The following is a 23,636-nucleotide window of genomic DNA, read 5'->3' on the forward strand; positions in this document are numbered from 1 at the left end:
GATCCCGGTCATTGTCCCCCATGCCCCGGGCGCGTCAGACGTCGGTGACGCGGAGCCCCGCGTGCGCCTTGTAGCGGCGGTTCACGGAGATCAGGTTGGCGACCAGCGATTCCACCTGGTGGGCGTTGCGCAGCCGGCCCGCGAAGACGCCGCGCATGCCGGGGATGCGGCCGGCGAGCGCCTGCACGATGTCGGTGTCGGCCCGCTTCTCGCCGAGCACCATCACATCGGTGTCGATCTCCTCGACCGCGGGGTCGGAGAGCAGCACGGCGGACAGGTGGTGGAAGGCGGCGGTCACCCGCGAGTCCGGCAGCAGCGCGGCGGCCTGCTGGGCCGCGCTGCCCTCCTCCGGCGTGAGGGCGTAGGCGCCCTGCTTGTCGAAGCCGAGCGGGTTGACGCAGTCGATCACCAGCTTGCCGGCGAGGTCGGCGCGCAGCGCCTCCAGCGTCTTGGCGTGGCCCTCCCACGGCACGGCGACGATCACGACGTCGCTGCGGCGGGCACACGTGGCGTTGTCCGCGCCCTCGATGCCCAGGCCCAGCTCCGCGGCGGCCGTCTCCGCCCGCTCGGCGGCCCGCGAACCGATGATCACCTTCTGGCCCGCCTTGGCCAGCCGGTAGGCCAGGCCGCGCCCCTGGTCACCGGTACCGCCGAGCACGCCGACCACGAGGCCGGAAACGTCGGGAAGGTCCCAAGGGTCCTTCGCCGGGGCCTTCTTCACGTCCTTCACGTCATCAGAAGTAGTCATGACGGCGATACTGTCACGCCGTTCCCGGGCCCGGCGGGCCGGTGCGCCGCCGCCGGCCGGGGCGTGGCGGGCCGCCGCGCCCGAACGGGTGAGCCGCCCCGCAACTCCACGGTCCGGTGCGGCGGTTGGGTGAAGGATGCGGCATATGGACGCCGTACGGGTCGCACTGCTGCGCGAAGCACTGGCCGGAACCGAGTGGCTGCGGGCCACGCGCCGCTTCGCGGGGACGCTGCGCACGTCGGTGGCCACCCATGGCGGGGGCCTGCTGCTGGTGGGCACCGCGGAGTACGAGCCGTGGCATCTCGCCGCCCACCTCGACGACGAGGCGGCCTGGTCCGGGCTGCCGGGGCTGTCCCCCACGCTGGTGCGCCACCGGGTGCCGCCCGGGGCTCCCGCCCATCTGTCGGCCGGGCTGGGCCGGCTGGAGGCGGCCGGGCGCGGCGAAACGGTGCTGGTGGTGGCGCCGGGGCCGCCCGGGGAGGGCCTGCTGGAGCGGGTGCACGACGCCCGCCGGGGCGGGGCGACCGTGCTGGCCCTCGACGACGACGGCACCGCGGCCCACCACCACGACCTGCGCGCCCTCGCCCATGACGCGCTGGCGGTGCCGGCCTCGGCGGAGATCGATCTGGAGACCGCGCAGCACCTGCTGAGCGCCGCCGCCGGGGAGAACGCGCCACCCGCCCGGCGGGGCGGGCGGCTGCGCGACCGGCTGTCACGCCTCGCCGACCAGCTCGCCGCCCCGCCCCCCGACCGGTGGTGACCGGACCCCGGTGCCGGGCTGACCGAAAAAAATAGTTTTGCCACATCAGGTGCCCGCCCTCACCATGGTGCCCCGTGACCGAGCACCATCCCCCCTCCCCCAGCCCTTCCCGTTCCCGCCGGCTGCGCGCCCTGCTGCCCGACCTCACCCCCTGGCACGCGTCGGCCGACTTCCGCCGCATGTGGCTGGCGGGCCTGGTGACGGTCTTCGGCAGCTTCCTGACCTTCATCGCCGTGCCGCTCCAGCTCAAGGAGCTCACCGGCTCGACCCTCGCGGTCGGCGCGATCGGCGCGGTCGAGCTCGTCCCGCTGATCGTCTTCGGCCTCTACGGCGGCGCGCTCGCCGACGCCATGGACCGCCGCAAGCTGATCCTGTGGACCGAGGCCGGCCTCGGTGTGCTGAGCACCCTGCTGCTGCTCAACACCGTCCTGCCGCACCCCATGATCTGGCCGCTGTACGTGGTCGCCGCGCTGGTCAGCGCCCTGACCGGGCTCCAGCGGCCCGCGCTCCAGGCGATCGTCCCGCGCATCGTGGCGCACGAGATGCTGCCGGCCGCCACCGCCCTGAACTCGCTGCGCTGGCAGGTCGGCGCCATCGCGGGCCCCTCCCTGGCGGGCGTGGTCATCGCCTTCGCCGGGCTCCAGCTGGCCTACGCGCTGGACGTCGTCTCGTACGCGGTCTCCGTCCTCCTCGCCCTCCGGCTGGCGCCCTCGCCCGCCGCGCACGACGCCGAGAAGCCCTCGCTGCGCGGCGTCCTGGAGGGCGCCCGCTACGCCTGGAGCCGCAAGGAGCTGCTGGGCACGTACGCGGTCGACATGGCGGCGATGTTCTTCGCCTTCCCCACGGCGATCTTCCCGTTCCTCGCCGACGACCTGGACGCGCCGTGGGCGCTGGGCCTGATGTACGCGGCGGGCGCGGTCGGCTCGCTGGTGGTCTCCCTGACCAGCGGCTGGATCTCGAACGTCCACCGGCACGGCCGGATGGTGGTCCTCGCGGCCGCCGGCTGGGGCCTGGCCATGGCGGTGGCGGGCTGGATGCACAACGTCTGGCTGGTGCTGTTCTTCCTGGCGGCGGCCGGGGCGTGCGACACCGTGAGCGGCCTGTTCCGCTCGGCCATGTGGGACCAGACGATCCCCGACGAGCTGCGCGGCCGGCTCGCCGGCATCGAGCTGCTGTCGTACTCGGTGGGCCCGCAGCTGGGCCAGGTCCGGGCGGGCGGCATGGCCTCGCTGACCAACGTCCGCGCCTCGGTGTGGACCGGCGGTCTGGCGTGCGTGGCGTCGGTGGGCCTGCTGGCCGTGTCGCTGCCGAAGCTGATGACGTACGACCAGCGGACGGACCCGCACGCGGCGCGGATGCGGGAGCGGAAGGCGGCGGCCGGGGTGGCGGAGGCCGCCTAGCGGCACCCCCCGGCCGGGCTGGAATCAGCCCGGCCCGGGGCCCATCACCTCAGTCTTCCTTCCAGCGCGGGTCCTCCCGCCACTCCTCGTTCCGCTCGCGGGCGGTCTCCATCGCGTGCGACGCCTCCTCGCGCGACGCGTACGGACCCAGCCGGTCCGCGGCCCGGCACTGCGGGCCCTCCTCCACCGCCTGATGCTCCAGGCAGTAGTACCACTCGCCCGGCCTGCCCGCCGTGCGGCGCTTGAACAGAGCCATCACCGTCTCCCTCGCGTCACCTTCTCGCCCACATCGTCCCCGATACGCCCTGGCTACACTCGCTGACATGTCTGGCCAGTCGCTTCTTGTCCCGGGGACCCTCTCCCCCGCCCGTTCCGTCCCCGCCTCGATCCCGCGGCCCGAGTACGTCGGACGGCCCGCTCCCACTCCGTACGACGGGCCCGAGGTCCAGGACGCCGAGACGATCGAGAAGATGCGGATCGCGGGCGGCATCGCCGCGCGGGCGATGGAGGAGGCGGCCAAGCACATCGCGCCGGGCGTCACCACCGACGAGCTGGACCGGGTGGCGCACGAGTACATGTGCGACCACGGCGCGTACCCCTCCACGCTCGGCTACCGCGGCTTCCCCAAGTCGCTGTGCGCGTCGATCAACGAGGTCATCTGCCACGGCATCCCGGACTCGACCGTCCTGCGCGACGGCGACATCGTCAACCTCGACGTGACGGCCTACATCGGCGGCGTCCACGGCGACAACAACGCCACCTACCTCTGCGGCGACGTCGACGACGAGTCGCGCCTCCTCGTCGAGCGCACGCGCGAGGCCCTGAACCGGGCCGTCAAGGCGGTCAGGCCGGGCCGCCGGATCAACATCATCGGCCGGGTCATCGAGTCGTACGCCAAGCGCTTCGGCTACGGCGTCGTCCGCGACTTCACGGGGCACGGCATCAACTCGTCCTTCCACTCCGGCCTGATCGTCCCCCACTACGACAGCCCCCACCACGACACCCTCATCCAGCCCGGCATGACCTTCACCATCGAGCCGATGCTGACGCTGGGGACCCACGAGTACGACATGTGGGCGGACGGCTGGACTGTCGTCACCAAGGACCGCAAGCGCACGGCGCAGTTCGAGCACACCCTGGTGGTGACGGACACGGGTGCGGAGATCCTGACGCTCCCGTAGGGTTTTACCGACAGCTTGTCGGGAAGCAATTGACTTAGGTAAGCCTAACTGGAGAGGATGGGCGGAGGCGGCGCGTCCCGGCGTACCCGCTTTCGCCCGTCATGCCCGCGATTCTTCCCGCCCTCGGTCCACCGGAGGTCCGCCTTGGACTCGCCCGCCACGACTCCGTTCTCCACGCTCATCCGCACCGCCTCCCACGAACAGCACACGGAGGCCGAGAACTCGTCGTTCATGAGCGACATGCTCGGGGGCCGGCTCGGGATCGACGCCTACCGCCGCTACACCGAGCAGCTCTGGTTCGTCTACCGGGCCCTGGAGTCCGGGTCCGCGGCCCTCGCCGCCGACCCCGTCGCCGGACCGTTCATACGGCCCGAGCTGGCCCGGACCGCCCAGCTCGAGCGCGACCTGGCCCATCTGGGCGGCCCCGGCTGGCGCGACGGCCTCGTGCCGCTGCCCGCCACGGCGGCGTACGCGGCCCGCGTCGAGGAGTGCGCCCGTGAGTGGCCGGCGGGCTACGTCGCCCACCACTACACCCGCTACCTCGGCGATCTCTCCGGCGGCCAGATCATCCGCGGCACCGCCGAGAAGACCTGGGGCTTCGCCCGCAAGGGCGACGGCGTCCGCTTCTACGTCTTCGAGGGCATCGGCAATCCCGCCGCCTTCAAGCGGGAGTACCGCGAGCTGCTGGACGCGCTGCCCGTGGACGACCTGGAGAAGCAGCGGGTCATCGAGGAGTGCCGGCGCGCGTTCGCGCTGAACACGGCCGTCTTCCAGGCGCTGGGCCGGGAGTTCCCGCTGAGCGCCTGACCACCCTGCCGACCGCACGAACGCCCGCGCCCGCCGGTCACCGTGACCGGCGGGCGCGGGTGCGTTCCGGGGCGCCGGGCGTCAGCCGCGGGCGCCCTGGCGGCGCCGCGTGGCCCAGACGGCCCCGCCGCCCGCGAGCACCATGGCACCGGCCGCGCCGAGCAGCGGCCCGGTGGGGGTGTCGGACCCGGTCTGGGCGAGCGAGCCGGTGTCGCCACCGGTGGTGGAACCGCCCGTGGTGGAACCACCGGTGGTCGAGCCGCCCGTCGTGGAACCGCCGGTGGTGGAACCGCCCGCGCTGGAGCCGCCGGTGGAGGAGCCGCCGGTCGTGCCGCCGGTGGTGGAGGTGCCGGGGCCGTCGGGGAGCTTCGCGTTCGGGTCGGTGGCGACGGCCAGGTTCACGGGGTCGAGGTCGTCGCCCTCCTCGTAGTAGCCCGCGAACGCCTCGGCGCCCTCCTTCGTCAGCTTCGCCGTCGCCCCGTTCAGCGCCAGCACACCGTCCTTGGGCATGAGCGAGCCCTCGGTGAGCGTGAGCTTCGCGAGCTCCACGTCGCGGACGGAACCCTTGGCGGTGACCTTGGCGGCCAGCGTGCCGGTGGTGCCCTTCGCCTTGACCTTGAGGTCGCTGAACTTGAGGTCCAGCCCCCCACCGTGCGCCGTGAAGCGGACGGACCCGTTGAAGCCCGCCGTCAGCTCACCGGACGCGGCGTCGAACTTGCCGCTCCCCTTGGGGAACTGGAAGCCGGCCGAGCTGTGGGTCTTCGCGCCGTCGGTGAGCTCGATCCTGCCCTTCCGCTTCTCGATGTAGCCGCGGAAGGATTGCTTGACGCCCCAGTAGAGGTTTCCGTCGTAGAGCTTGCCCTGATCGGACGTGCCGTCCGGCTGGGGGTTCTTGTCCTTGCCGGGGTCCTTGCCCTTGTCCGGGTCCTCGCCCTCGCCCTTGCCCTTGCCGGGGTCCTTGCCCGGGTCCTTGCCCTTGTCGGGGTCCTGACCCTTGCCGGTGTCCGTCCCCGGAGCGGCGGCCTTCACCGCGACGGTGACCGCGTCGAGGTTCTCGCCTTCCTCGTAGTCGGAGACGGTCTGCCCGTTCTCCTCGTACGAGAAGGCCTTGACGCCGTCCGCCGTCAGCTGGGTGGGTATCTTCGTGAAGGTGTAGGCGCCGTCCGCGCCTTCACCCATCTGCTCCTGCTTCACCTCGAACGAGGCGATGGCGACGTCCTGCTCGGTCTTCTTCCCGCGCGTGACGTCCGCGGTGATGCTGCCCTTCGCGCCCTTCGAGGGGGCGTCGGTGCGGAACTTGATGTCGGAGAACTTCAGATCGAGCAGGTAGCCGCTGCCCTTCCGGTGCGACTGGAAGTGCACGCCGCCCTTGAAGGTCGTGGTGACCGCGCGCGTGGAGCGGTCGTAGCTGCCGGTGCCGCCCGAGAAGGTGAAGGCGCCGTTGTTCGCGGCCTGCTGGGCGCCGTCAACGAGCCTGATCCGGCCTTCGTGCTTGACGACGTACTTACGGAAGGATTCCTTCACTCCCCACTCGAGCGTGCCGTCCTTGATCTGCATCGCCGGCTGCTGCTGCCCTTCGGCCGTGGCGGGGGCCTCCCCCGCGTACGCCGGCACGGTCAGCGCGGTGGCGCCCAAGGTGGTCGCCGTGGCCAGCGCCGCGAGCGCTGCGCGGCGTGCGGTGGCAGTCATCGTCTCTACTCTCCTGAAGCAAGTCGTTGGACATGAGATACGTACATCAGGGCGTGCGGCCTCCCATGACATCAGGGAGGCAAGGGGCGGGGAAGGTCCGGGGTGCTCCCAGCCGACGGAGGGTCAGCTTCCGTTCGCTGCCTTCCGCTTGCGTACCGCGAGGTACACCGCACCCGCCGCCACCAGCACCCCGCCGCCGACGGCGGCCGGAAGCACCGGGAACGGGGAGGACCCGTGCGCGGCCGGTCCGGCACGGCCCGCCGCCGACGGCGACGGCGACGGGGACGCCACCGCCTTCGGCTCCGCGGCGCCCGCCGCACCCGCCGCACCCGCCGCACCCGCCGCACCCGCCGCACCCAGATCGGGCAGCGCCGGCGGCCGCGCCGTGTCGTCGAGCGGGACGGCGAGGGAGACGGGGTCCATCTCCGTGCCCTCCTGGTACATGCCGCCGAAGGCCTTGGCGCCCTCGGCCGTGAGCCTGGCCGGGGCCTCGGAGACGGCGGCGAGGCCGTCCTTCTCCTTGAGGCCGGAGGTGTCGAAGGTGACGAGGGGAACGCCCTTCTCCGCGCTGCCGCCGCCTCTGGTCACATCCGCCGCCAGCGTTCCCCTGCCGTCCTTCGCCGTCACCCGGACCCCGCTCAGGGCGAGGTCGAGGTCCTTGCCGGTGAAGCGCAGGGTGCCGGCGAAGGACGCGTCGAGCGTCGCGGACCCGGCGCCGGACCCCGCGTCGTACGAGCCCTTGCCGGCGGTGAACCGGAAGAGGGCGCCGCCGTCCTGGGCGCCGTCGCCCAGCTTCCAGGCGCCGTGGGCGATCGACCCCGTCACGTACTCCCGGAAGGTCCGGCGCACGCCCCAGTCGACGGCCGCGCCGGTGAACCGGCCCCTGGGCCGGTCCTTCCGCTCCGGCGAGCCGGTGGCGGAAGGAGCGGCGGAGGCGCCCGCCACGACGTCGGCGGAGAGGCCGACCCGGTCCAGCGCGGTGCCCTCGGTGTAGTAGCCGGCGAAGGCCTTGGCGCCCTCGGCGGTCAGCGTGGCGGGGATGTTCGCGAGGGTGACGGCCTTCCCGGCGCCCCGCAGGTCGATGCCCGAGAGGTCGAGCGAGGCGAAGGGCACCCGGGAGGCCTCGGTGACCTCACCGGAGCCCTTGGCCCGGCTGCGCACGTCGGCGTAGAGCGTGCCGCGGCCCCCGGAGAGGCGGACGGCGGGGCTGCCCACGGTGAGGTCGAGCTCGTGGGAGCCGTCGGGCTTCCGGTGGCCGGTGAAGCGCACGGACCCCGAGAAGCCCGCCTCGAAGGCGCCGCTGCCGGGCGTGTACGTCCCCTTGGCGGAGTGGAAGCGGAAGGCGCTGCCGCCCACCGTGGCCGCGCCGCCCCTCAGTTCCCACGACCCGTGCGCGACCGGCCCGGTGACATAGCTCTGGAACGAGGACTTGATGCCCCAGTCCAGCCGCCCGCCGGACACCTCGCGCGCCTGGTCCGCCGCCGGTTCCGCGTGTGCGGCGGGCGCCGGGACCGAGACCGCCAGCAGCGCCCCGAGCAGCGCGGCGGCGGGCGCGCGGGCAGGTCTGAACGGCGGCATGGGGAACCCCTCTCGCACCATGGCAATTTAGGTAAGGCTAACCTAAGCTACATCCGGAATCATTTGCCAGTGAAAGGCGGGATCGTGTCCCAACACCGGCCCGGGAGCGGGGCGATGCGCCTCCCACGCCTCCTCGGCGCCCTCGTGGCTCTCCTGGCCCTGGCGGCCGCGCTCACCGGCTGCGGCACGTCCGGGGCCCCGTCCGGCACGCCGGGCGACGGCACGGGCGGGCGGAAGGCGGCACCCGACCGCGTCGAGCCGCTCTCCGGGACGCCGAAGGCCACGCTTCCCGTCACCGTGCGGTCCGCCGACGGCCGTGACGTCACCGTCACCGCCACGGATCGCATCGTCCCACTCACGGGCTCGCTGTCCGAGGTGGTTTTCAGCCTCGGTCTGGGCGGCAGGGTCGTGGCCCGGGACATCACCACCACGTTCGAGCAGGCACGCGAACTCCCCGTCGTCACCCGCGCGCACGACGTCTCGGCCGAGAGCGTGCTGTCGCTGAGGCCCACGCTCGTCCTGGCCGAGACCACCACGGGCCCGGCCGAGGCCGTCGAGCAGATCCGCGCGGCCGGCGTCCCGCTCGTCGTCCTCGACCCCGCCAAGAAGCTCGCCGACGTCGGCACCCGGATCGGCGGGGTGGCCGAGGCGCTCGGCGTCCGCGACGCCGGCGACCGGCTGCGCCGACGCACCGAACAGCGCCTGGACGCCGCGCGGAAGGACATCCCCGCCGGCTCCGGCCGGAAGCCCCGGGTGGCCTTCCTCTACCTGCGCGGCTCGGCGTCCGTCTACCTCCTGGGCGGCGCCGGTTCGGGGGCCGACTCGCTCATCGAGGCCGCGGGCGGCGTGGACGCGGGCACGGAGGCCGGCCTGCGCAAGGACTTCACGCCCATCACCAGCGAGGCGCTGGCCAAGGCGGCCCCCGACGTCATCCTCGTGATGACCAAGGGCCTCGCGTCGGTCGGCGGCACGGACGGCCTGCTGAAGATCCCGGGCGTCGGCCAGACCCCGGCCGGCCTCGACCGCCGCGTCGCCTCCGTCGACGACGGCGTACTGCTCAACTTCGGGCCGCGCACGGACACCGTCCTCGCGTCCCTCGTCGAGCAGATCCACCAGGGCGGGCGGTGACATGGCCGCCGTGGCCGACACCCCGTCACCGGGCGCCCCGGCGGAAGCCCCGTCCGCCGACCGGGCCGCCGCCGCGCGCCGGCGCGGCCGTACGCCCGCCCTCCTCACCTGCGGCATGGGCGCCGCCCTGGTCCTCCTCTGTCTCCTGTCCGCCGGCACCGGCGCCTACGACATCCCCCTCGGGGACGTGGTCGGCTCGGTCCTCCACCGCGCCGGGCTCGGCGGCGCCGCGCTCGACCGGGTCGGCGAGAGCGTGCTGTGGAACGTCCGGCTGCCGCGCGTGGTCCTCGCCCTGCTCGTCGGCGCGTCACTGGGGTGCGCGGGGGCGCTGATGCAGGGGGTGTTCGGCAACCCGCTCGCCGAGCCGGGCGTCATCGGCATCTCCGTCGGCGCGGCCGTGGGCGCGGTCGCCGCGATCTCGCTCGGGCTGAGCTTCCTCGGCACCTGGACGGTCACCGCGTGCGCGTTCGTGGCGGGGCTGGCCACGGTGCTGCTGGTGTACACGCTGTCGCGCTCGGGCGGCCGTACGGAGGTGGTCACGCTCATCCTCACCGGCATCGCGGTGAACGCCTTCGGCGGCGCCCTCGTCGGCCTGGGCATCTTCCTCGCCGACAACGCGCAGGTCTCCCAGATCGCCTTCTGGCAGCTCGGCTCGCTCGCCCAGGCGACCTGGCCGAAGGTGATCGCCGTCCTGCCGTGCGCGCTCGCCGGCCTGGCGGTCGCGCCGCTGTACGCGCGCCGCCTGGACCTGCTGGCGCTCGGCGAACGCCCCGCGCGCCACCTGGGCGTGGACGTGGAGCGGCTGCGGCTGGTGCTGGTCGCGGTGGTGGCGCTGCTGACGGCGGCGGCGGTGGCCGTGGCCGGCGTCATCACGTTCGTGGGGCTGCTGGTGCCGCACCTGCTGCGCATGGCGGCCGGGCCGGGGCACCGCTTCCTGCTCCCGGGCAGCGCCCTGGGCGGCGGCCTCGTCCTGGTCGCCGCCGACCTCGCGGCCCGTACGGCGGCCCAGCCGGCGGAACTGCCGCTGGGCGTCCTGACGGCCCTCTTCGGCAGCCCGTTCTTCTTCGTCCTGCTGCGCAGGACGCGCCGCCGGCAGGGCGGGTGGGCCTGATGCGCTCCCGCTTCTTCCCCTTCTCCCGGGTGCGGCGACTCCCCTCCCCCTCCTCCCCCGGCGCCGTCCTGGCCGAGGCCCGGGCGCTGGAGGTGCGGCTCGGCGGGCGGGTGGTGCTGGACGGGGCCGGCCTCTCCGTCGCCGCCGGTGAGGTCGTGGCGCTCGTCGGGCCGAACGGCGCCGGGAAGTCCACGCTCCTGGCCGCGCTGGCGGGCGACCTGCCCGCCGGGTCCGGCGAGGTGCGGATCGACGGGCTGCCGGCAGGCGACTGGAGCCCCGGCGAACTGGCCCTGCGCCGCGCGGTGCTGCCGCAGTCGGCCGAGCTGTCGTTCCCGTTCACGGTCGGGGAGGTCGTACGGATGGGCCGCGCCCCCTGGGCGGGCACGGCCGCCGAGGACGAGGACGACGCGGCCGTCGCCGCCGCGCTCGCCGCCACCGAGGTGGCCGGATTCGTCTCCCGGCCGTTCTCCGCGCTGTCCGGCGGCGAGCGGGCCCGGGTCGCGCTGGCCCGCGTCCTCGCGCAGCGCACCCCGCTGCTGCTGCTCGACGAGCCGACGGCCGCGCTGGACCTGCGCCACCAGGAACTCGTGCTGCGCGTCTGCCGTGAACGCGCCGCCGCCGGGGCCGCCGTGGTGGTCGTCCTCCACGACCTCGGCCTCGCCGGCGCGTACGCGGACCGGGTGGCCGTCCTCCACGAGGGGCGCGTCGCGGCGGACGGTCCGCCCGAACAGGTCTATCTGCCCGAATTGCTAAGTCGTGTCTATTCCCAGCCCGTCGACGTAATTGATCATCCGCACACCGGAGAACCTCTGGTGATCCCGCGACGGGTGGGAAGAGATTTTGCCTCGTGAGAGCAGAATCACTCACCGAACGGGGAACAGGGTAGGCAAGGCTCAGATAAGTTAGGGCGGCCTAATTCGGCCAATCGATTTAGGCCATGCCCTCGTCCGCTCTCCGAGCAAGCCTGGAGCCCCCATGCGCGCCCTTCGCTCCTCCGCCGTCGCCGCCATCGCGGCCGTCGCGGCGCTGACCGCCGTGTCCGGTTGTGCCGAGAAGTCGGACAAGAAGGACTCAGACGCCATCACGGTCAAGGCCACGGACGACAAGTGCGAGGTCTCCGCCACCTCGTTCCCGGCCGGCCACGTCAAGCTCGCCGTCGAGAACAAGGGCTCCAAGATCACCGAGGTGTATGTCTACGCCGCGGGCGACCGCATTGTCGCCGAGCGGGAGAACATAGGCCCCGGCACCAAGGCCGAGATCGTCGCGACGATCAAGAAGCCCGGCGGCTACGAAATCGCCTGCAAGCCCGGAATGAAGGGCGACGGCATCCGCCAGAAGATCACCGTCACCGGTGACGGCAAGCAGGAGAAGGCCAACCCCGAGCTGGACAAGGCGGTCGCCGAGTACCGCAAGTACGTCCAGCAGCAGGCCGACGAGACGATCCCGGCGGCGCAGAAGTTCGCCGACGCCGTCAAGGCCGGCGACGTGGACGAGGCCAAGAAGCAGTACGCCGTCTCCCGCATCGGCTGGGAGCGCACCGAGCCCGTGGCCGAGTCGTTCGGCGACATCGACCCGAAGGTCGACGTCCGCGAGGACGGCCTGGAGAAGGACCAGAAGTGGACCGGCTGGCACAGGCTGGAGAAGTCCCTCTGGGCGGACGGGAAGATCACCGACGACGACAAGAAGCTCGCCGACCAGCTCATGGACGACCTCAAGGGCTGGCAGAAGGTCGTCGGCACCGCCGAGATCACCCCGACGAGCATGGCCAACGGCGCCAAGGAGCTGCTCGACGAGGTGGCCACCGGCAAGGTGACCGGTGAGGAGGAGCGGTACAGCCACACCGACCTCGTGGACTTCCAGGCCAACGTCGAGGGCGCCGAGAAGGCCTACACGCTGCTGAAGCCGGTCGCCTCCAAGAACGACTCCGCCCTGGCCAAGGAGCTGGACGAGCAGTTCGGCGCGCTGAAGAAGCTGCTGGACGACTACCGCGACGGCGACTCCTTCAAGGCGTACGACTCGGTCGGCAAGGACGACCGCAAGAAGCTGTCCGACGCCGTCAACGCCCTGGGTGAGCCGCTGTCCAAGCTCGCCGGCGCGGTCGCGAAGTAACGGGGAGGGCCTCCCATGACCGACGAGACGCGCGAGAACGCGACCACCACCACCGGCGCCGAGGAGCGGGCCGTGCCGGCCGCCAAGGCCGCCCCGTCCCGCCGTGCCCTGCTCGGCTGGGGCGGTGCCGGCCTCGCGCTCGGCGCCGCCGCGGCCGGCGGCACCGCCGCCGCGCTGCGCACCGGCGCCGACACCCACCCGGCCGCCTCGGCCGGCGACGCGGTGCCCTTCCGCGGCGCCCACCAGGCCGGTATCGCCACCCCCGTCCAGGACCGGCTGCACTTCGCGTCCTTCGACGTCACCACGTCCGACCGGGACGCACTGATCAAGGTGCTGAAGGAGTGGACGGCGGCCGCCGAGCGGATGACGTCCGGTCACGAGGTCGGCGACGGCGCCTTCGGCGGGCAGGAGGAGCTGCCGCCGGACGACACCGGCGAGGCCCTGGGCCTCAAGCCGTCCCGGCTGACCCTGACCTTCGGCGTCGGCCCCGGCCTGTTCGAGAAGGACGGCAAGGACCGCTTCGGGCTCAAGGCCCGGCGCCCGCAGGCCCTGATCGACCTGCCCGCGTTCCCCGGCGACAACCTCGACGCGGCCCGCAGCGGCGGCGACCTGTGCGTGCAGGCCTGCGCCGACGACCCCCAGGTCGCGGTGCACGCCATCCGCAACCTGGCCCGCATCGGCATGGGCAAGGTCGCCATCCGGTGGTCGCAGCTCGGCTTCGGCAAGACCTCCTCGACGACGCCCGACGCGCAGACGCCGCGCAACATGATGGGCTTCAAGGACGGCACCCGGAACGTCTCGGGCACCGACGAGGCCGCCCTCGCCAAGCATGTGTGGGTGGGCGCGAAGGACGGCCCGGACTGGATGGTGGACGGCTCCTACCTCGTCGCCCGGCGCATCCGGATGCACATCGAGACCTGGGACCGCACCTCGCTGCGGGAGCAGGAGGACGTCTTCGGCCGCGACAAGGCCCAGGGCGCGCCGGTGGGCCGGCAGCGCGAGCGCGACGAGCCCAAGCTCAAGCTGATGAAGCCGGACGCGCATGTGCGGCTGGCGCACCCGGACAGCAACAACGGGGCCACCATCCTGCGCCGCGGCTACTCCTTCACGGACGGCACGGACGGGCTGGGCCGGCTGGACGCGGGGCTGTTCTTCATCGCGTACCAGCGCGACGTCCGGGACGCCTTCGTGCCGCTGCAGACGAACCTGGCCCGCAACGACGCGCTGAACGAGTACATCCAGCACGTCGGTTCGGCGATCTTCGCCGTGCCGCCCGGTGTCAAGGGCGACGGCGACTGGTGGGGCAAGGGCCTGTTCGCGTGAACAACGTGAACGACCGCCCTGATGGTCCTGTTATGGAAGGAGATGCCGGATGTTCGGCAACTACCTGATCGGCCTGCGCGAGGGTCTCGAGGCCAGTCTGGTCGTCTGCATCCTCGTCGCCTACCTGGTCAAGACCGGGCGCAGGGACGCGCTGCCGCCGGTGTGGACGGGCGTCGCCGTGGCGGTGCTCATCAGCATGGGCTTCGGCGCGCTGCTGACCTACGGCTCGCAGACCCTGACGTTCGAGGCCCAGGAGATGCTCGGCGGCTCCCTGTCGATCATCGCGGTCGGTCTGGTGACGTGGATGGTCTTCTGGATGCGGCGCACCGCGCGGCATCTGAAGAAGGAGCTGCACGGCAAGCTCGACGCCGCGCTGGCGATGGGCACGGGCGCGCTGGTCGTCACGGCCTTCCTGGCCGTCGGCCGGGAGGGCCTGGAGACCGCGCTGTTCATCTGGGCCGCAGCCGACGCCACCGACGACGGCGTCCGGCCGCTGGTCGGCGCGATGCTGGGCCTGCTGACGGCCGTGGTACTGGGCTGGCTCTTCTACCGCGGCGCGCTGCGGATCAACCTGGCGCGGTTCTTCACCTGGACCGGCGGCATGCTGATCGTGGTCGCGGCGGGCGTGCTCGCCTACGGCTTCCACGACCTCCAGGAGGCCCGCGTCCTGCCCGGCCTGGCCGACAGGGCGTTCGACATCAGCGAGCAGATCCCGGCCGACAGCTGGTACGGCACCCTGCTGAAGGGCGTCTTCAACTTCCAGCCGGACCCGACCTGGCTCCAGGTCGCGGCCTGGACGCTGTACCTGGTGCCGACCCTGCTGGTGTTCTTCGCTCCGGGGCGGCCGGGTAGGGTGGCGCCGTCCCGAGCAGCCACCGAGGAGTCGAAGCGCGATGAGACGCCGGTCGCCACGGCCACGCCGAGTGTTGCCGGCGGCGGCTCTGACGCTGCCCCTGGTGCTGACGGCGACGGGCTGCGTGACGGTGCACGGCGAACGGGCGGTCCTTCCGGCGGTGAAGGACAGGGCTGAGGCCACGAAGGTCCTCGAGCGCTTCACCGACGGCTACAACGAGGCGTACCGCAAGCTCGACCCGGCCCTGGTGGACCGGGTCGAGAGCGGTGCGCTCGCCGAGATAGCCAAGGCCGATCTGGCCGTCCAGCGTGCCGCCACTCCGGGCGGCAACCCGGGCTACCCCGCCCTCAGGCTGCGGGACGCCCGTTTCACGATTCCGAAGATGGCCGGCTGGCCGAAGTTCTTCGTGGCCGACACCGCCAGCAACCGCGACCGCAACCGGTGGCTGGTGGTCTTCTCGCGCGACGGCGCCCGGGAGCCCTGGAAGGCCTCGTACCTGACGCTGCTGGCCGACGGGAAGGTGCCGGAGTTCGCCCTCGACGAGGACGGGTACGCCGAGGCCGTGCCCGCCGACGGCGCGGGCCTCCCGGCGGCGCCGGAGAAGCTGAGCCGCGCGTACACGGAGTATCTGCGTACCGGGAACAACGGCCCGTTCGCCCCCGGGGGCCCGCCCGCGCAGCTGCGCGCGGAACGCGAGGGGCTCGCCCGGACCTCCACGTTCTGGACCGAGTACATCGACACGCCCGACAAGGCCCCGGGCTTTCCCGCGCCCGCGCTGCGCATCCGCGGCGGCGGCGCGCTGGCCTTCTTCACGGCGCATCACCGGGAGAAGCGCACCATGGTCAAGGGCGTGCGCCCGTCCGTCTCGGACCCGCGTACGAAGGCGCTGCTCAAGGGCGACCTGAAGACGGCGGTGACGTACACCCGCGTCTCGGAGTCGGCGGCGCTCGTCCCGGCGAAGTCCGCCCCCGGCGCGGCCGGCGGCGGCCGGGTCGTCGTCGTCAACCGGATCGAGTCCCTGATCGCCGCCAAGGGCGAATAGCCGACGGCCCCGTGCGGGACCGGGACAGCCCCCCCGCGCGTCAGCGGCCGATGGGCCAGGGGTGCGCCGGCTCGTGGTCCTGGCGCTCGCCCGCGTACTGGGCGCAGGCGTCGGTGAGGGTCTCCAGCAGGGTCAGCGGATCGGGCAGCGGGTGCTCGGCGCCGCGGAGCCAGACGACCGGCTCGTCGCCGGGCAGCAGGGAGGGCGGCAGCAGGACGTAGCTGCCGCGGCAGTGCCAGCGCAGGCCCGGGTGCTCGTCCATGGTCTCGGGATGGCAGTCCAGCTCGCAGGGCCACCACTCGTCCTCGTCGTCCGGGGTGCCGCGGGTGGCGGTGAAGAACAGCATCCGGTCGTCCTGGGCGATCAGGGCGACCGGGCCGGTCTCGATCCCGGCCGCCGTGAGCCGGTCCAGGGCCTGCCGGCCGGCCTCGGCGGGGACGTCGAGGACGTCGTGCGCGATGCCGGTGGCGGTGACGAAATTGGCCTCCGGCTGGCCGCGCAGCCATGTGGTGACCTTGTCCGCGTCGGTGGTGGCGAGGGTCTGCCAGGCGAACGAGACGGGGTGACGGCCGGGAGTGGGACAGCCGATGCGCTCACAGGAACAGCCGTAGCCGGACGGGTGGGCGGCCGGGGCGAGGGGGAAGCCCGCGGCGGCGGCGGCCAGGAGCAGCTCCTCGCGGGCGGCTCCGGTGGCCGCCCCCGTGCCCGTAGCACCACCCGCTCCGCTCCTGGGGCGGCGCAGCCACTGGGAGAACCTGCCCTTGCGTTCCATCTATCCCCTCACTTCGACCGCGGTCTCCGGTCAATGCTGCCACCATCCTGCTCCTGGTGTGACCGCCGAACGCATCCGGGGGGTGTGAGACCCGCCGCGCCGGCGGCCCCCGCGGGGGCCCGGTGCGGGCGTCCGCGGAGCTCGCGGGGGTTTCAGCGCCGGCCGGCGCCGCTCAGCACGAGGTCGACGAGGGTGTCGACGAAGTCGTAGGTGAGCGGGGCCGTACGCATGAGCCAGCGCTGGGAGAAGGGGCTCAGGAGCATCTCGGCGACGATGCGCAGATCGGCCTCCTCGGCGATCTGGCCGGCCTCCCGCGCGCCGCGCAGCCGGTTGACGTACGCCTGGACGCCGGTGTCCTGGAGCCGGTTCACGAACTGCGCGGAGAGCTCGGGGTCGTGGGCCCCGGCGACCGCGAGCGCCCGGTAGGGGGCCTCGAACGCGGGGTCGTTGAACTCGTCGACGGTCGCGCGCAGCACGAACTTGAGGTCGGCGGCGATGTCGCCGGTGTCGGGCAGCTCGATCGGCCCCTCGCCCGCGTCCGCGGTGAAGGCGTCGAGCAGGACGGCGGCCTTGGAGGGCCACCAGCGGTAGATGGTCTGCTTGCCGACGCCCGCGCGGGCGGCGATGCCCTCGATGGTGAGCTTGTCGTAGCCCACCTCGCCGACCAGCTCCAGGGCGGCGTCGAAGATCGCGCGCCGGGAGCGCTCGCTACGGCGGGTGGCGTCGGGGGTCTTGGAAGTGGCCATGGCGCGCAGTGTAGCGAGGGATTGAGGCGAACCGTATCGTCTCAGAACCCCTTGACGAGACGAACCGTCTCGTCCATAGTGGACGCACAACGAGACGGAGCGTCTCGCTGAAGCAACGCATCGGAACGATGAACGGAGACCACCATGACCCGAGGTAACGCGGGCGGAATGCTCGGCGTCGGCGGCACCCGCACCAAGCTCTCCCGCGGCGCGCTGCGCGGCGGCGGACGCGGCGGCCGGGGAACCGGCGGAGGCGGCGATGTGAACGCCCGGAAGCGCGAGCTGCTGCGCTCGCTGCGGGAGGGCCGGGCCGGCCGCGGTGGCGCGTAGGACCTGCCCGGCGGGTGCCCGGGCGGGGGCCGCGCCAGCGGACACGCCCCGCGGCACAGGACCCGCCGATAAACCACCCGTACGGTTCATGCGCGAACCTCGCGCAGCGTGGACGATTTGGGCACGCACGACAGCCTCGTGCGTGCCCAACACCACCGTGAGGAGCGCGACTTGCGTACGACCCCGCGTGCATCCACCCCTCGCCGCTACCTGATGTGCCCGCCCGCGTACTACCGGGTCACATACTCGATCAACCCCTGGATGGACCCGGGCAAGCCGGTCGACCTCCCCCTCGCCCTCGCCCAGTGGGAGGACCTCCGCGACCGCTACCGCTCCCTCGGCCACACCGTCGAGGAGCTGACCCCGCGCCCCGACCTGCCCGACATGGTCTTCGCCGCCAACGGCGCCACCGTCGTCGACGGCCGGGTGCTGGGCGCGCGCTTCGCCCACCCCGAGCGCTGGGCCGAGGCGGGGGTGCACCTGGAGTGGTTCCGGTCGCACGGCTGGGCGGAGGTGCGCGAGCCCGGCCACATCAACGAGGGCGAGGGCGACTTCGCCGTCACGGCCACCTGGCTGCTGGCCGGCCGGGGCTTCCGCAGCAGTCCGCTCTCCCACCCCGAGGCGCAGGAGTTCTTCGGCCGCCCGGTCATCGGGCTCGACCTGGTCGACCCGCGCTACTACCACCTGGACACGGCGCTGTGCGTCCTCGACGACGCCGCCGACGAGATCATGTACTACCCGGGCGCGTTCTCGCCCGGCAGCCGGGCCGTGCTCGAACGGCTCTTCCCCGGCGCGCTGATCGCGAGCGAGGAGGACGCGGCAGCGCTCGGCCTCAACGCGGTCTCCGACGGCCGCCACGTCCTGCTGCCGCAGGCCGCCGTGGGACTCTTCGGCCCGCTGCGCGAACGGGGCTTCGAGCCGATCGGGATGGACCTCGGCGAGCTGCTCAAGGGCGGCGGCAGCGTCAAGTGCTGCACACAGGAGCTCAGGAGCTGAGCCCCGGAGCGGGCCCCGGGGGACGGGAGGCCTCAGGCGACGTACGGCCTGAGGCGGCGTACGGCCTCAGGCGGCATACGGCTTCAGGCGGCTTACGGCTTCAGGCGGCCGGGGGCGGCGGCCACTCGTCGCCCCAGTCCGCATCGCGCGCCTCCCTGTAGAGGGCGCCGTGCCGCTTGGTCACGGTCTCCCGCGCCAGCCCCTCCTCCGGGGTGCACAGCTCCAGCAGCACCTGACCCTTGCGGATCTGCGGCTTGCGCACGATCCGGGCGGGCGCGTCGGGCACCTCGGGCATCTCGGTGTCCCGCACCGCCGCCACGTACGCGAACTTCTCGTCCTCGTACGCCAGTGAGCCGCCCTTGACCTGCCGGTGCAGCGAGGACCGGCTCACCCGGGCCGAGAAGTGGCACCAGTCGGTGCCCGGCGCTATCGGGCACGCGGCGCTGTGCGGACAGGGCGCGACGACCCGGAATCCGGCGCCCACGAGCCGGTCCCGCGCCTCGATGATCCGCAGATAGCCGTCGGGCGTCCCCGGCTCGATCATGACCACGGCCCGGGCGGCACGGGCCGCCTCGTCGGTCAGCGCGTGCCGGTCCGCCTCGGTGAGCTCCTTCAGTACATAGGAGACGGTCACCAGGTCGGTGCCGGGGAGCGTGAGCCGGTCCCCGATGGCCTGCCGCCGCCACTCGGCCGTGCGCAGCGCCGTCGAGGGCGCGGTGCGCGCGAGCTCGGCGCCCAGCGACAGGGCGGGCTCCGCCCAGTCCAGGACCGTGGTCCGGTGCGCGCCCTCCGGCCAGGCGGCGGCCACCGCCCAGGTGGCGGCGCCGGTGCCGCCGCCCACGTCCACATGGGTGGCGGGCGTCCACTCCGGCATCCGGTCGCGGAACGCCTCCAGCGCGGAGCGCACCGCCTCGAACGTCGCCGGCATCCGGTACGCGGCGTACGCGGCGACGTCGGAACGGTCGCGCAGCAAGGGCGCGTCGGTCGGGGTGTGCCCCCGGTAGTTGGCGATCAGCCGCTCGACGGCCTGGGCGGCCTGCTTGGGCGGCAGCCCGTCGAGGAGGCCGGCGAGCGCGGAGCGCAGGGTCTCGCCGGTGAGCCGGGTCTCTCCGGCGGGCGACGGTGCGGGGGCGTGCATTCCTGCAAGTTTAGGGGGCTGCCGTGTCTGCTGTTTCTCCTGAGGCGGGCGAGGCGGTGGTGGCGACGCCGGACGGGGTCCCCGCCGGGCCCGTCGCCTCCGTCGGGGAGTCCGCCCGGCTCCGCCAGGGGCGGCACAGCCCGGCGAAGCAGGCGAGGGCCGCCAGCGCGCAGCCGAGCTGGACGGCGGCCATCGGCACCGCCGTGTGCTCGCCCGCGATGCCGACCAGCGGCGACGCGACGGCGCCCAGCAGGAAGGTGGAGGTGCCGAGCAGGGCGGACGCGGAGCCGGCGGCGTTGCCGGAGCGCATCAGGGCCTGGGCGTTGGTGTTGGGCATCGCCAGCCCCATGGCGGACATCAGCACGAAGAGACCGGCCGCCACGGGCGCCAGCCCCTGCCTGCCGAGGACGCCGGACGTCATGACGAGCAGGGCCGTCGCGGCGAGGGCGATCGCCACCAGGCCCACGATCAGCACCTTGTCCAGGCCGACCCGGCCGACCAGCAGCTTGCCGTTGATCTGGCCGACCGCGACGAGCCCTACGGAGTTGAGGCCGAAGAGCAGGCTGAACGTCTGCGGCGATGCCCCGTAGATGTCCTGGATGACGAAGGGGGAGGCCGAGATGTAGGCGAAGAGCGCGGCGAAGGCGAAGCCGCCCGCCAGCATGTAGCCGGTGAAGACCCGGTCGGCGACCAGGCCGCGCATGGCGTTCAGCGCGGTGCCGAGGCCGCCCGGCTGCCGCCGGTCCGCCGGCAGGGTCTCCTCAAGCCGGCGCCAGACCAGCAGCGTGAGGCCGAGCCCGATGACGGTCAGGACGACGAAGACCCCCCGCCAGTCGGTGACCCGCATGATCTGGCCGCCGATGAGGGGCGCGGCGACGGGGGCGACGCCGGATATGAGCATGAGGGTGGAGAAGAAGCGTGCCATGGCCACGCCGTCGTAGAGGTCGCGCACCACCGCGCGGGCGATGACGACGCCCGCCGCCCCCGCGAGCCCCTGCACCAGCCGGAAGGTGATCAGCAGTCCGGCGGTGGGGGCGAGGGCGCAGGCGGCGGTGGCCAGCACATAGACGGCCATGCCGGCCAGCAGCGGCCGGCGGCGCCCCCACATGTCGCTCATGGGGCCGACGACGAGCTGGCCGAGCGCCATGCCCAGGAGGCAGGCGGTCAGGGTGAGCTGGACGGTGGCCGCGGGGCTGTGGAGGGAGTCGGTGACCTGCGGCAGGGCGGGCAGGTACATGTCCATCGACAGCGGCGGGACGGCCGTGAGCCCACCGAGGACGAAGGTCACGAGCAGGCCGGTACGGCGCGCGGCGGCGGTTCCGCCGGACCTCCGGCCGCGTGCCGTGCGGGTGCGGCCGGGGTCGGTCATGTGTCTGCTCTCCTGTGCTTCCGGGGCGATTCGTGTAAGTTTCAAGCTCCTTCCATGGTGTCATGACCGCAGCAGATATGTGGCCCTTACATGTGGTGATCTGCGCTACGCGGGCCCGGGCCCATGGGCCGGTCGGGTGGGTGACGCGCTCAGGCCGGGCGCTCAGGCCGGGCGCTCAGGCCGGGCGCTCAGGCCCGGCTGAAGCCCGGCGCCCCCGCCTCGGAGACGAAGCGGGCGGCGGTGGTGATGTCGCCGCCGGGGCTGACGACCCCGCCGAGCACCCGGAAGTCGGCCTGCAGCCTGGCGTGGTCGAGGGTGACGACCGCGTAGCCGCGCCGGGCGTCGTAGTACTTCATGTGCGGATTGGCCGCCAGCATCAGCGTCCAGTCGTCCGGGCGCTCCTCGCCGTCGAACCCGCTGGACACCGAGGTGCCCACCACCTCGACGCCCACGGTGGGGGACGCCGGGTCGTCGAAGTCCCGCTTGATGTCCATCGCGTAGTGCACATGGACGTCCCCGGAGAGGACGACGAGGTTCGCGACGCCCGCCCGCTCGACGCCGGCCAGCACGCGCTCCCGGGACGCCGGGTAGCCGTCCCAGGCGTCCATGGAGAGCCGGGACCGGGCGGCGGTGGTGTTCTTGCGCCGACTGAACGCCACCTGCTGCACCACGACGTTCCAGCGGGCGGCCGAGGCCCTCAGCCCGTCGAGCAGCCAGCGCTCCTGCGCCTCCCCGGTGATGCTGCGGGCGGGGTCCTCGGACTCGGGCCCCGGGTACTTCCAGCCGTCGCCGTACGCCTGGTCGTCGCGGTACTGCCGGGTGTCGAGGATGTCGAACTGCGCCAGCCGCCCGTACGCGAACCGGCGGTGGAGCGGCATGTCCGGCCCGGTCGGCCGGTGCGCCTCGCGGAGCGGCATGTTCTCCCAGTACGCCCGGTACGCGGCGGCGCGGCGGGCGCGGAAGACGTCGACGGGGTCGTCGTTCTGGGAGACCAGCCCCGCGTAGTTGTTCTCCACCTCGTGGTCGTCCCAGGTGACGAACCACGGGTGGGCGGCGTGCGCGGCCTGGAGGTCGGGGTCGGACTTGCCGAGGGCGTAGCGCAGCCGGTAGTCGGTCAGGTCCCATGTCCAGTGGTCGAAGAACTCCGGGAGCGGGGTGTCGGTGTACGCGCGGGCGCCCGCCTGGGCGTTGATGGCGTTCTCGTAGATGTAGTCCCCGACGAAGAAGACGGCGTCGAGGTCCTCCCGCGCGAGGTGGGCGAGGGCGGTGTAGTAGCCCTCGTCGTACTGCTGGCACGACAGGACGGCGAAGGTGACCCGGTCCGGGTCGGCCTGGGGCACGGGGGCGGTCCGGGTGCGGCCGACGGGGCTGATCCATCTGCCGGTCCGGAAGCGGTACCAGTAGACGGCGCCGGGGTCGAGGCCGCGTAAGTCGAGGTGGACGGTGTGGTTGTCGGCGGCGGGAGCGGTGGTGGTGCCGTTCCGCAGGATCCGCCGAAACGATTCGTCGGCGGCGAGCTCCCACTGCACGTCGACGGCCCCGTCGGCGGGCATGCCATTGCCCGGCTCGTACGGGAGAGGAGCGAGCCGGGTCCACAGCACGACGGAGTCGGGCAGGCAGTCGCCGGAGGCGACGCCGAGGGTGAACGGATTCTCGGTGAGGGGGGTCATGCCCACAGAGTGCGCGTGACGGGGGTGACTGTGAAGGTGCGTGGTACTGAACATTTGACGTCACGTCAGAGGGTGGGGTGGGCCGGCGCGGGCGGCGTTCTCTCTCCATGGCGTCCACGGCGTCCACGGCGTCCATGACATCCATGACATCCACGACGCTCGCCGCGCGAGGGGGCGGGAGCGTCGCTACCGTGGGGTGAGCGACACACGCCGAGAGGGGTCACGTATGTCCGTTCTCATGTCAGTGCTGGCCGCCTCGATGGCCGTGACGGCGCCCCTGGGCGGCATGACCAGCCACAACGTCTTCGTGGACGACCGCTTCCAGGCCGCAGGGGACGGCACCCACCAGGCGGTGACCTTCGATACGAAGGCGATACCCGCCGGAAGCCGCGTGACGGTCGTCGAGCACACGGACCAGGACAGCACCCGCATCGAGCTCCGCGTCGACGGCGTACAGGCGAACCACGCGTTCGGCGCGCACGTGCACATGAAGCCGTGCGGCAGCACGCCCGAGGCCGCCGGTTCGCACTATCAGAACGTGATGGACCCGGTGCAGCCGTCGACCGACCCCCGGTACGCCAACCCGGCCAACGAGGTCTGGCTGGACCTCACCACCGACGCGAGCGGGGACGCGCACTCCTCGGCGACCGTCGCATGGCGCTTCCGCGCCGGAGAGGCACGGTCCGTGGTCATCCACGAGCACGCCACGGCCACCGACCCCGGCCACGCCGGCACGGCGGGAGGCCGGCTGGCCTGCGTGAACGTGCCGTTCGCGTAGGGGGCGCAACGGCGTGGGGGGGGGGGGGGGGGGGGGGGGGGGGGGGGGGGGGGGGGGGGGGGGGGGGGGGGGGGGGGGGGGGGGGGGGGGGGGGGGGGGGGGAGGGGG

General features: G+C 73.1%; 23 protein-coding genes. 14 read left to right on the plus strand and 9 right to left on the minus strand.

All coding sequences use genetic code 11. The features are described 5' to 3' along the window. Nucleotides 1–34: 34 nt before the first annotated feature. Nucleotides 35–748: an NADPH-dependent F420 reductase gene (gene npdG / locus AC07BS_RS28805; RefSeq protein WP_478641221.1), complete on the minus strand. Its 714-nt coding sequence runs from the start codon at nt 746–748 to the stop codon at nt 35–37. Between the two features lie 145 nt (nt 749–893). Between npdG and AC07BS_RS28810 the strand changes: the two genes are divergently transcribed. Both AC07BS_RS28810 and AC07BS_RS28815 read left to right on the plus strand, forming a co-directional pair. Next, nucleotides 894–1,508 (plus strand): hypothetical protein, encoded by a 615-nt coding sequence (locus AC07BS_RS28810; protein ID WP_478641223.1) that lies wholly within the window; start codon nt 894–896, stop codon nt 1,506–1,508. Between the two features lie 74 nt (nt 1,509–1,582). Beyond that, nucleotides 1,583–2,908, plus strand: coding sequence for an MFS transporter (locus tag AC07BS_RS28815; protein ID WP_478934936.1), 1,326 nt, complete (start codon nt 1,583–1,585; stop codon nt 2,906–2,908). A 49-nt stretch (nt 2,909–2,957) separates the two neighbouring features. Here the strand turns inward: AC07BS_RS28815 and AC07BS_RS28820 are convergent, their stop codons facing one another. Beyond that, the gene (locus AC07BS_RS28820; RefSeq protein ID WP_478641225.1) at nt 2,958–3,164 is read right to left on the minus strand and encodes a hypothetical protein; all 207 of its coding nucleotides are present in this window, start codon (nt 3,162–3,164) and stop codon (nt 2,958–2,960) included. A 67-nt stretch (nt 3,165–3,231) separates the two neighbouring features. On the opposite strand from AC07BS_RS28820, the gene map reads away from it, so the two are divergent. Beyond that, entirely contained in the window at nt 3,232–4,089 is an 858-nt protein-coding gene (gene map, locus AC07BS_RS28825) for a type I methionyl aminopeptidase (protein WP_478934937.1), read from the plus strand. Between the two features lie 144 nt (nt 4,090–4,233). Further along, nucleotides 4,234–4,896 (plus strand): biliverdin-producing heme oxygenase, encoded by a 663-nt coding sequence (locus AC07BS_RS28830; RefSeq protein WP_478641227.1) that lies wholly within the window; start codon nt 4,234–4,236, stop codon nt 4,894–4,896. An 81-nt stretch (nt 4,897–4,977) separates the two neighbouring features. Here AC07BS_RS28830 and AC07BS_RS28835 read toward each other — a convergent pair whose 3' ends face one another. Together AC07BS_RS28835 and AC07BS_RS28840 are read right to left on the minus strand one after the other, a co-directional pair. Further along, nucleotides 4,978–6,585, minus strand: a complete 1,608-nt coding sequence (locus tag AC07BS_RS28835; protein WP_478641228.1) for an HtaA domain-containing protein — start codon at nt 6,583–6,585, stop codon at nt 4,978–4,980. 123 nt (nt 6,586–6,708) lie between these two features. Further along, nucleotides 6,709–8,163: an HtaA domain-containing protein gene (locus tag AC07BS_RS28840; RefSeq protein ID WP_478934938.1), complete on the minus strand. Its 1,455-nt coding sequence runs from the start codon at nt 8,161–8,163 to the stop codon at nt 6,709–6,711. A gap of 114 nt (nt 8,164–8,277) precedes the next feature. Here AC07BS_RS28840 and AC07BS_RS28845 point away from each other — a divergent pair, with 114 nt between their 5' ends. The 7 genes from AC07BS_RS28845 (at nt 8,278) to AC07BS_RS28875 (ending at nt 15,729) form a co-directional block, all read left to right on the plus strand. Continuing rightward, nucleotides 8,278–9,291 (plus strand): heme/hemin ABC transporter substrate-binding protein, encoded by a 1,014-nt coding sequence (locus AC07BS_RS28845; RefSeq protein ID WP_478641231.1) that lies wholly within the window; start codon nt 8,278–8,280, stop codon nt 9,289–9,291. 1 nt (nt 9,292) lies between these two features. Then, nucleotides 9,293–10,402 carry a FecCD family ABC transporter permease gene (locus AC07BS_RS28850; protein WP_478934939.1) on the plus strand — a complete coding sequence of 370 codons (1,110 nt, stop codon included), beginning with the start codon at nt 9,293–9,295 and terminating at the stop codon, nt 10,400–10,402. After that, nucleotides 10,402–11,253: a heme ABC transporter ATP-binding protein gene (locus AC07BS_RS28855; RefSeq protein ID WP_478641233.1), complete on the plus strand. Its 852-nt coding sequence runs from the start codon at nt 10,402–10,404 to the stop codon at nt 11,251–11,253. The genes AC07BS_RS28850 and AC07BS_RS28855 overlap by 1 nt, the downstream gene beginning before the upstream one ends. 124 nt (nt 11,254–11,377) lie before the next feature. Then, on the plus strand, nt 11,378–12,511 hold the full coding sequence (gene efeO / locus AC07BS_RS28860; protein WP_478641234.1) for an iron uptake system protein EfeO: 1,134 nt from the start codon (nt 11,378–11,380) through the stop codon (nt 12,509–12,511). Nucleotides 12,512–12,526: 15 nt separating this feature from the next. Next, a complete protein-coding gene (gene efeB, locus AC07BS_RS28865) occupies nt 12,527–13,834 on the plus strand; it encodes an iron uptake transporter deferrochelatase/peroxidase subunit (protein ID WP_478934940.1) in 1,308 nt (435 codons plus the stop codon). Between the two features lie 49 nt (nt 13,835–13,883). Beyond that, on the plus strand, nt 13,884–14,864 hold the full coding sequence (gene efeU / locus AC07BS_RS28870) for an iron uptake transporter permease EfeU (protein ID WP_478641236.1): 981 nt from the start codon (nt 13,884–13,886) through the stop codon (nt 14,862–14,864). Further along, complete coding sequence (locus AC07BS_RS28875; RefSeq protein ID WP_478934941.1) at nt 14,791–15,729, plus strand: SCO2278 family lipoprotein; 939 nt, start codon at nt 14,791–14,793, stop codon at nt 15,727–15,729. Before efeU ends, AC07BS_RS28875 begins: the two co-directional genes overlap by 74 nt. A gap of 40 nt (nt 15,730–15,769) precedes the next feature. Here AC07BS_RS28875 and AC07BS_RS28880 read toward each other — a convergent pair whose 3' ends face one another. Both AC07BS_RS28880 and AC07BS_RS28885 read right to left on the minus strand, forming a co-directional pair. Continuing rightward, nucleotides 15,770–16,501: a bifunctional DNA primase/polymerase gene (locus AC07BS_RS28880; protein WP_478641239.1), complete on the minus strand. Its 732-nt coding sequence runs from the start codon at nt 16,499–16,501 to the stop codon at nt 15,770–15,772. A 152-nt stretch (nt 16,502–16,653) separates the two neighbouring features. Beyond that, entirely contained in the window at nt 16,654–17,247 is a 594-nt protein-coding gene (locus AC07BS_RS28885) for a TetR/AcrR family transcriptional regulator (protein ID WP_478934942.1), read from the minus strand. A gap of 144 nt (nt 17,248–17,391) precedes the next feature. On the opposite strand from AC07BS_RS28885, the gene AC07BS_RS28890 reads away from it, so the two are divergent. Continuing rightward, on the plus strand, nt 17,392–17,577 hold the full coding sequence (locus AC07BS_RS28890; protein WP_478641241.1) for a DUF6243 family protein: 186 nt from the start codon (nt 17,392–17,394) through the stop codon (nt 17,575–17,577). Nucleotides 17,578–17,715: 138 nt separating this feature from the next. After that, nucleotides 17,716–18,573, plus strand: coding sequence for a dimethylargininase (gene ddaH / locus AC07BS_RS28895; protein WP_478934943.1), 858 nt, complete (start codon nt 17,716–17,718; stop codon nt 18,571–18,573). A 100-nt stretch (nt 18,574–18,673) separates the two neighbouring features. On the opposite strand, the gene AC07BS_RS28900 is transcribed toward ddaH, so the two are convergent. The 3 genes from AC07BS_RS28900 to AC07BS_RS28910 form a co-directional block, all read right to left on the minus strand. Next, nucleotides 18,674–19,711 (minus strand): small ribosomal subunit Rsm22 family protein, encoded by a 1,038-nt coding sequence (locus AC07BS_RS28900; protein WP_478934944.1) that lies wholly within the window; start codon nt 19,709–19,711, stop codon nt 18,674–18,676. Between the two features lie 10 nt (nt 19,712–19,721). Further along, nucleotides 19,722–21,080, minus strand: a complete 1,359-nt coding sequence (locus tag AC07BS_RS28905) for a multidrug effflux MFS transporter (RefSeq protein ID WP_478934945.1) — start codon at nt 21,078–21,080, stop codon at nt 19,722–19,724. 188 nt (nt 21,081–21,268) lie between these two features. After that, a complete protein-coding gene (locus AC07BS_RS28910) occupies nt 21,269–22,750 on the minus strand; it encodes an alkaline phosphatase D family protein (RefSeq protein WP_478934946.1) in 1,482 nt (493 codons plus the stop codon). Nucleotides 22,751–22,976: 226 nt separating this feature from the next. On the opposite strand from AC07BS_RS28910, the gene AC07BS_RS28915 reads away from it, so the two are divergent. Continuing rightward, a complete protein-coding gene (locus tag AC07BS_RS28915; protein WP_478934947.1) occupies nt 22,977–23,528 on the plus strand; it encodes a superoxide dismutase family protein in 552 nt (183 codons plus the stop codon). Nucleotides 23,529–23,636 lie beyond the last annotated feature (108 nt).

It is taken from the genome of Streptomyces sp. NPDC044063 (genome assembly GCF_056434285.1).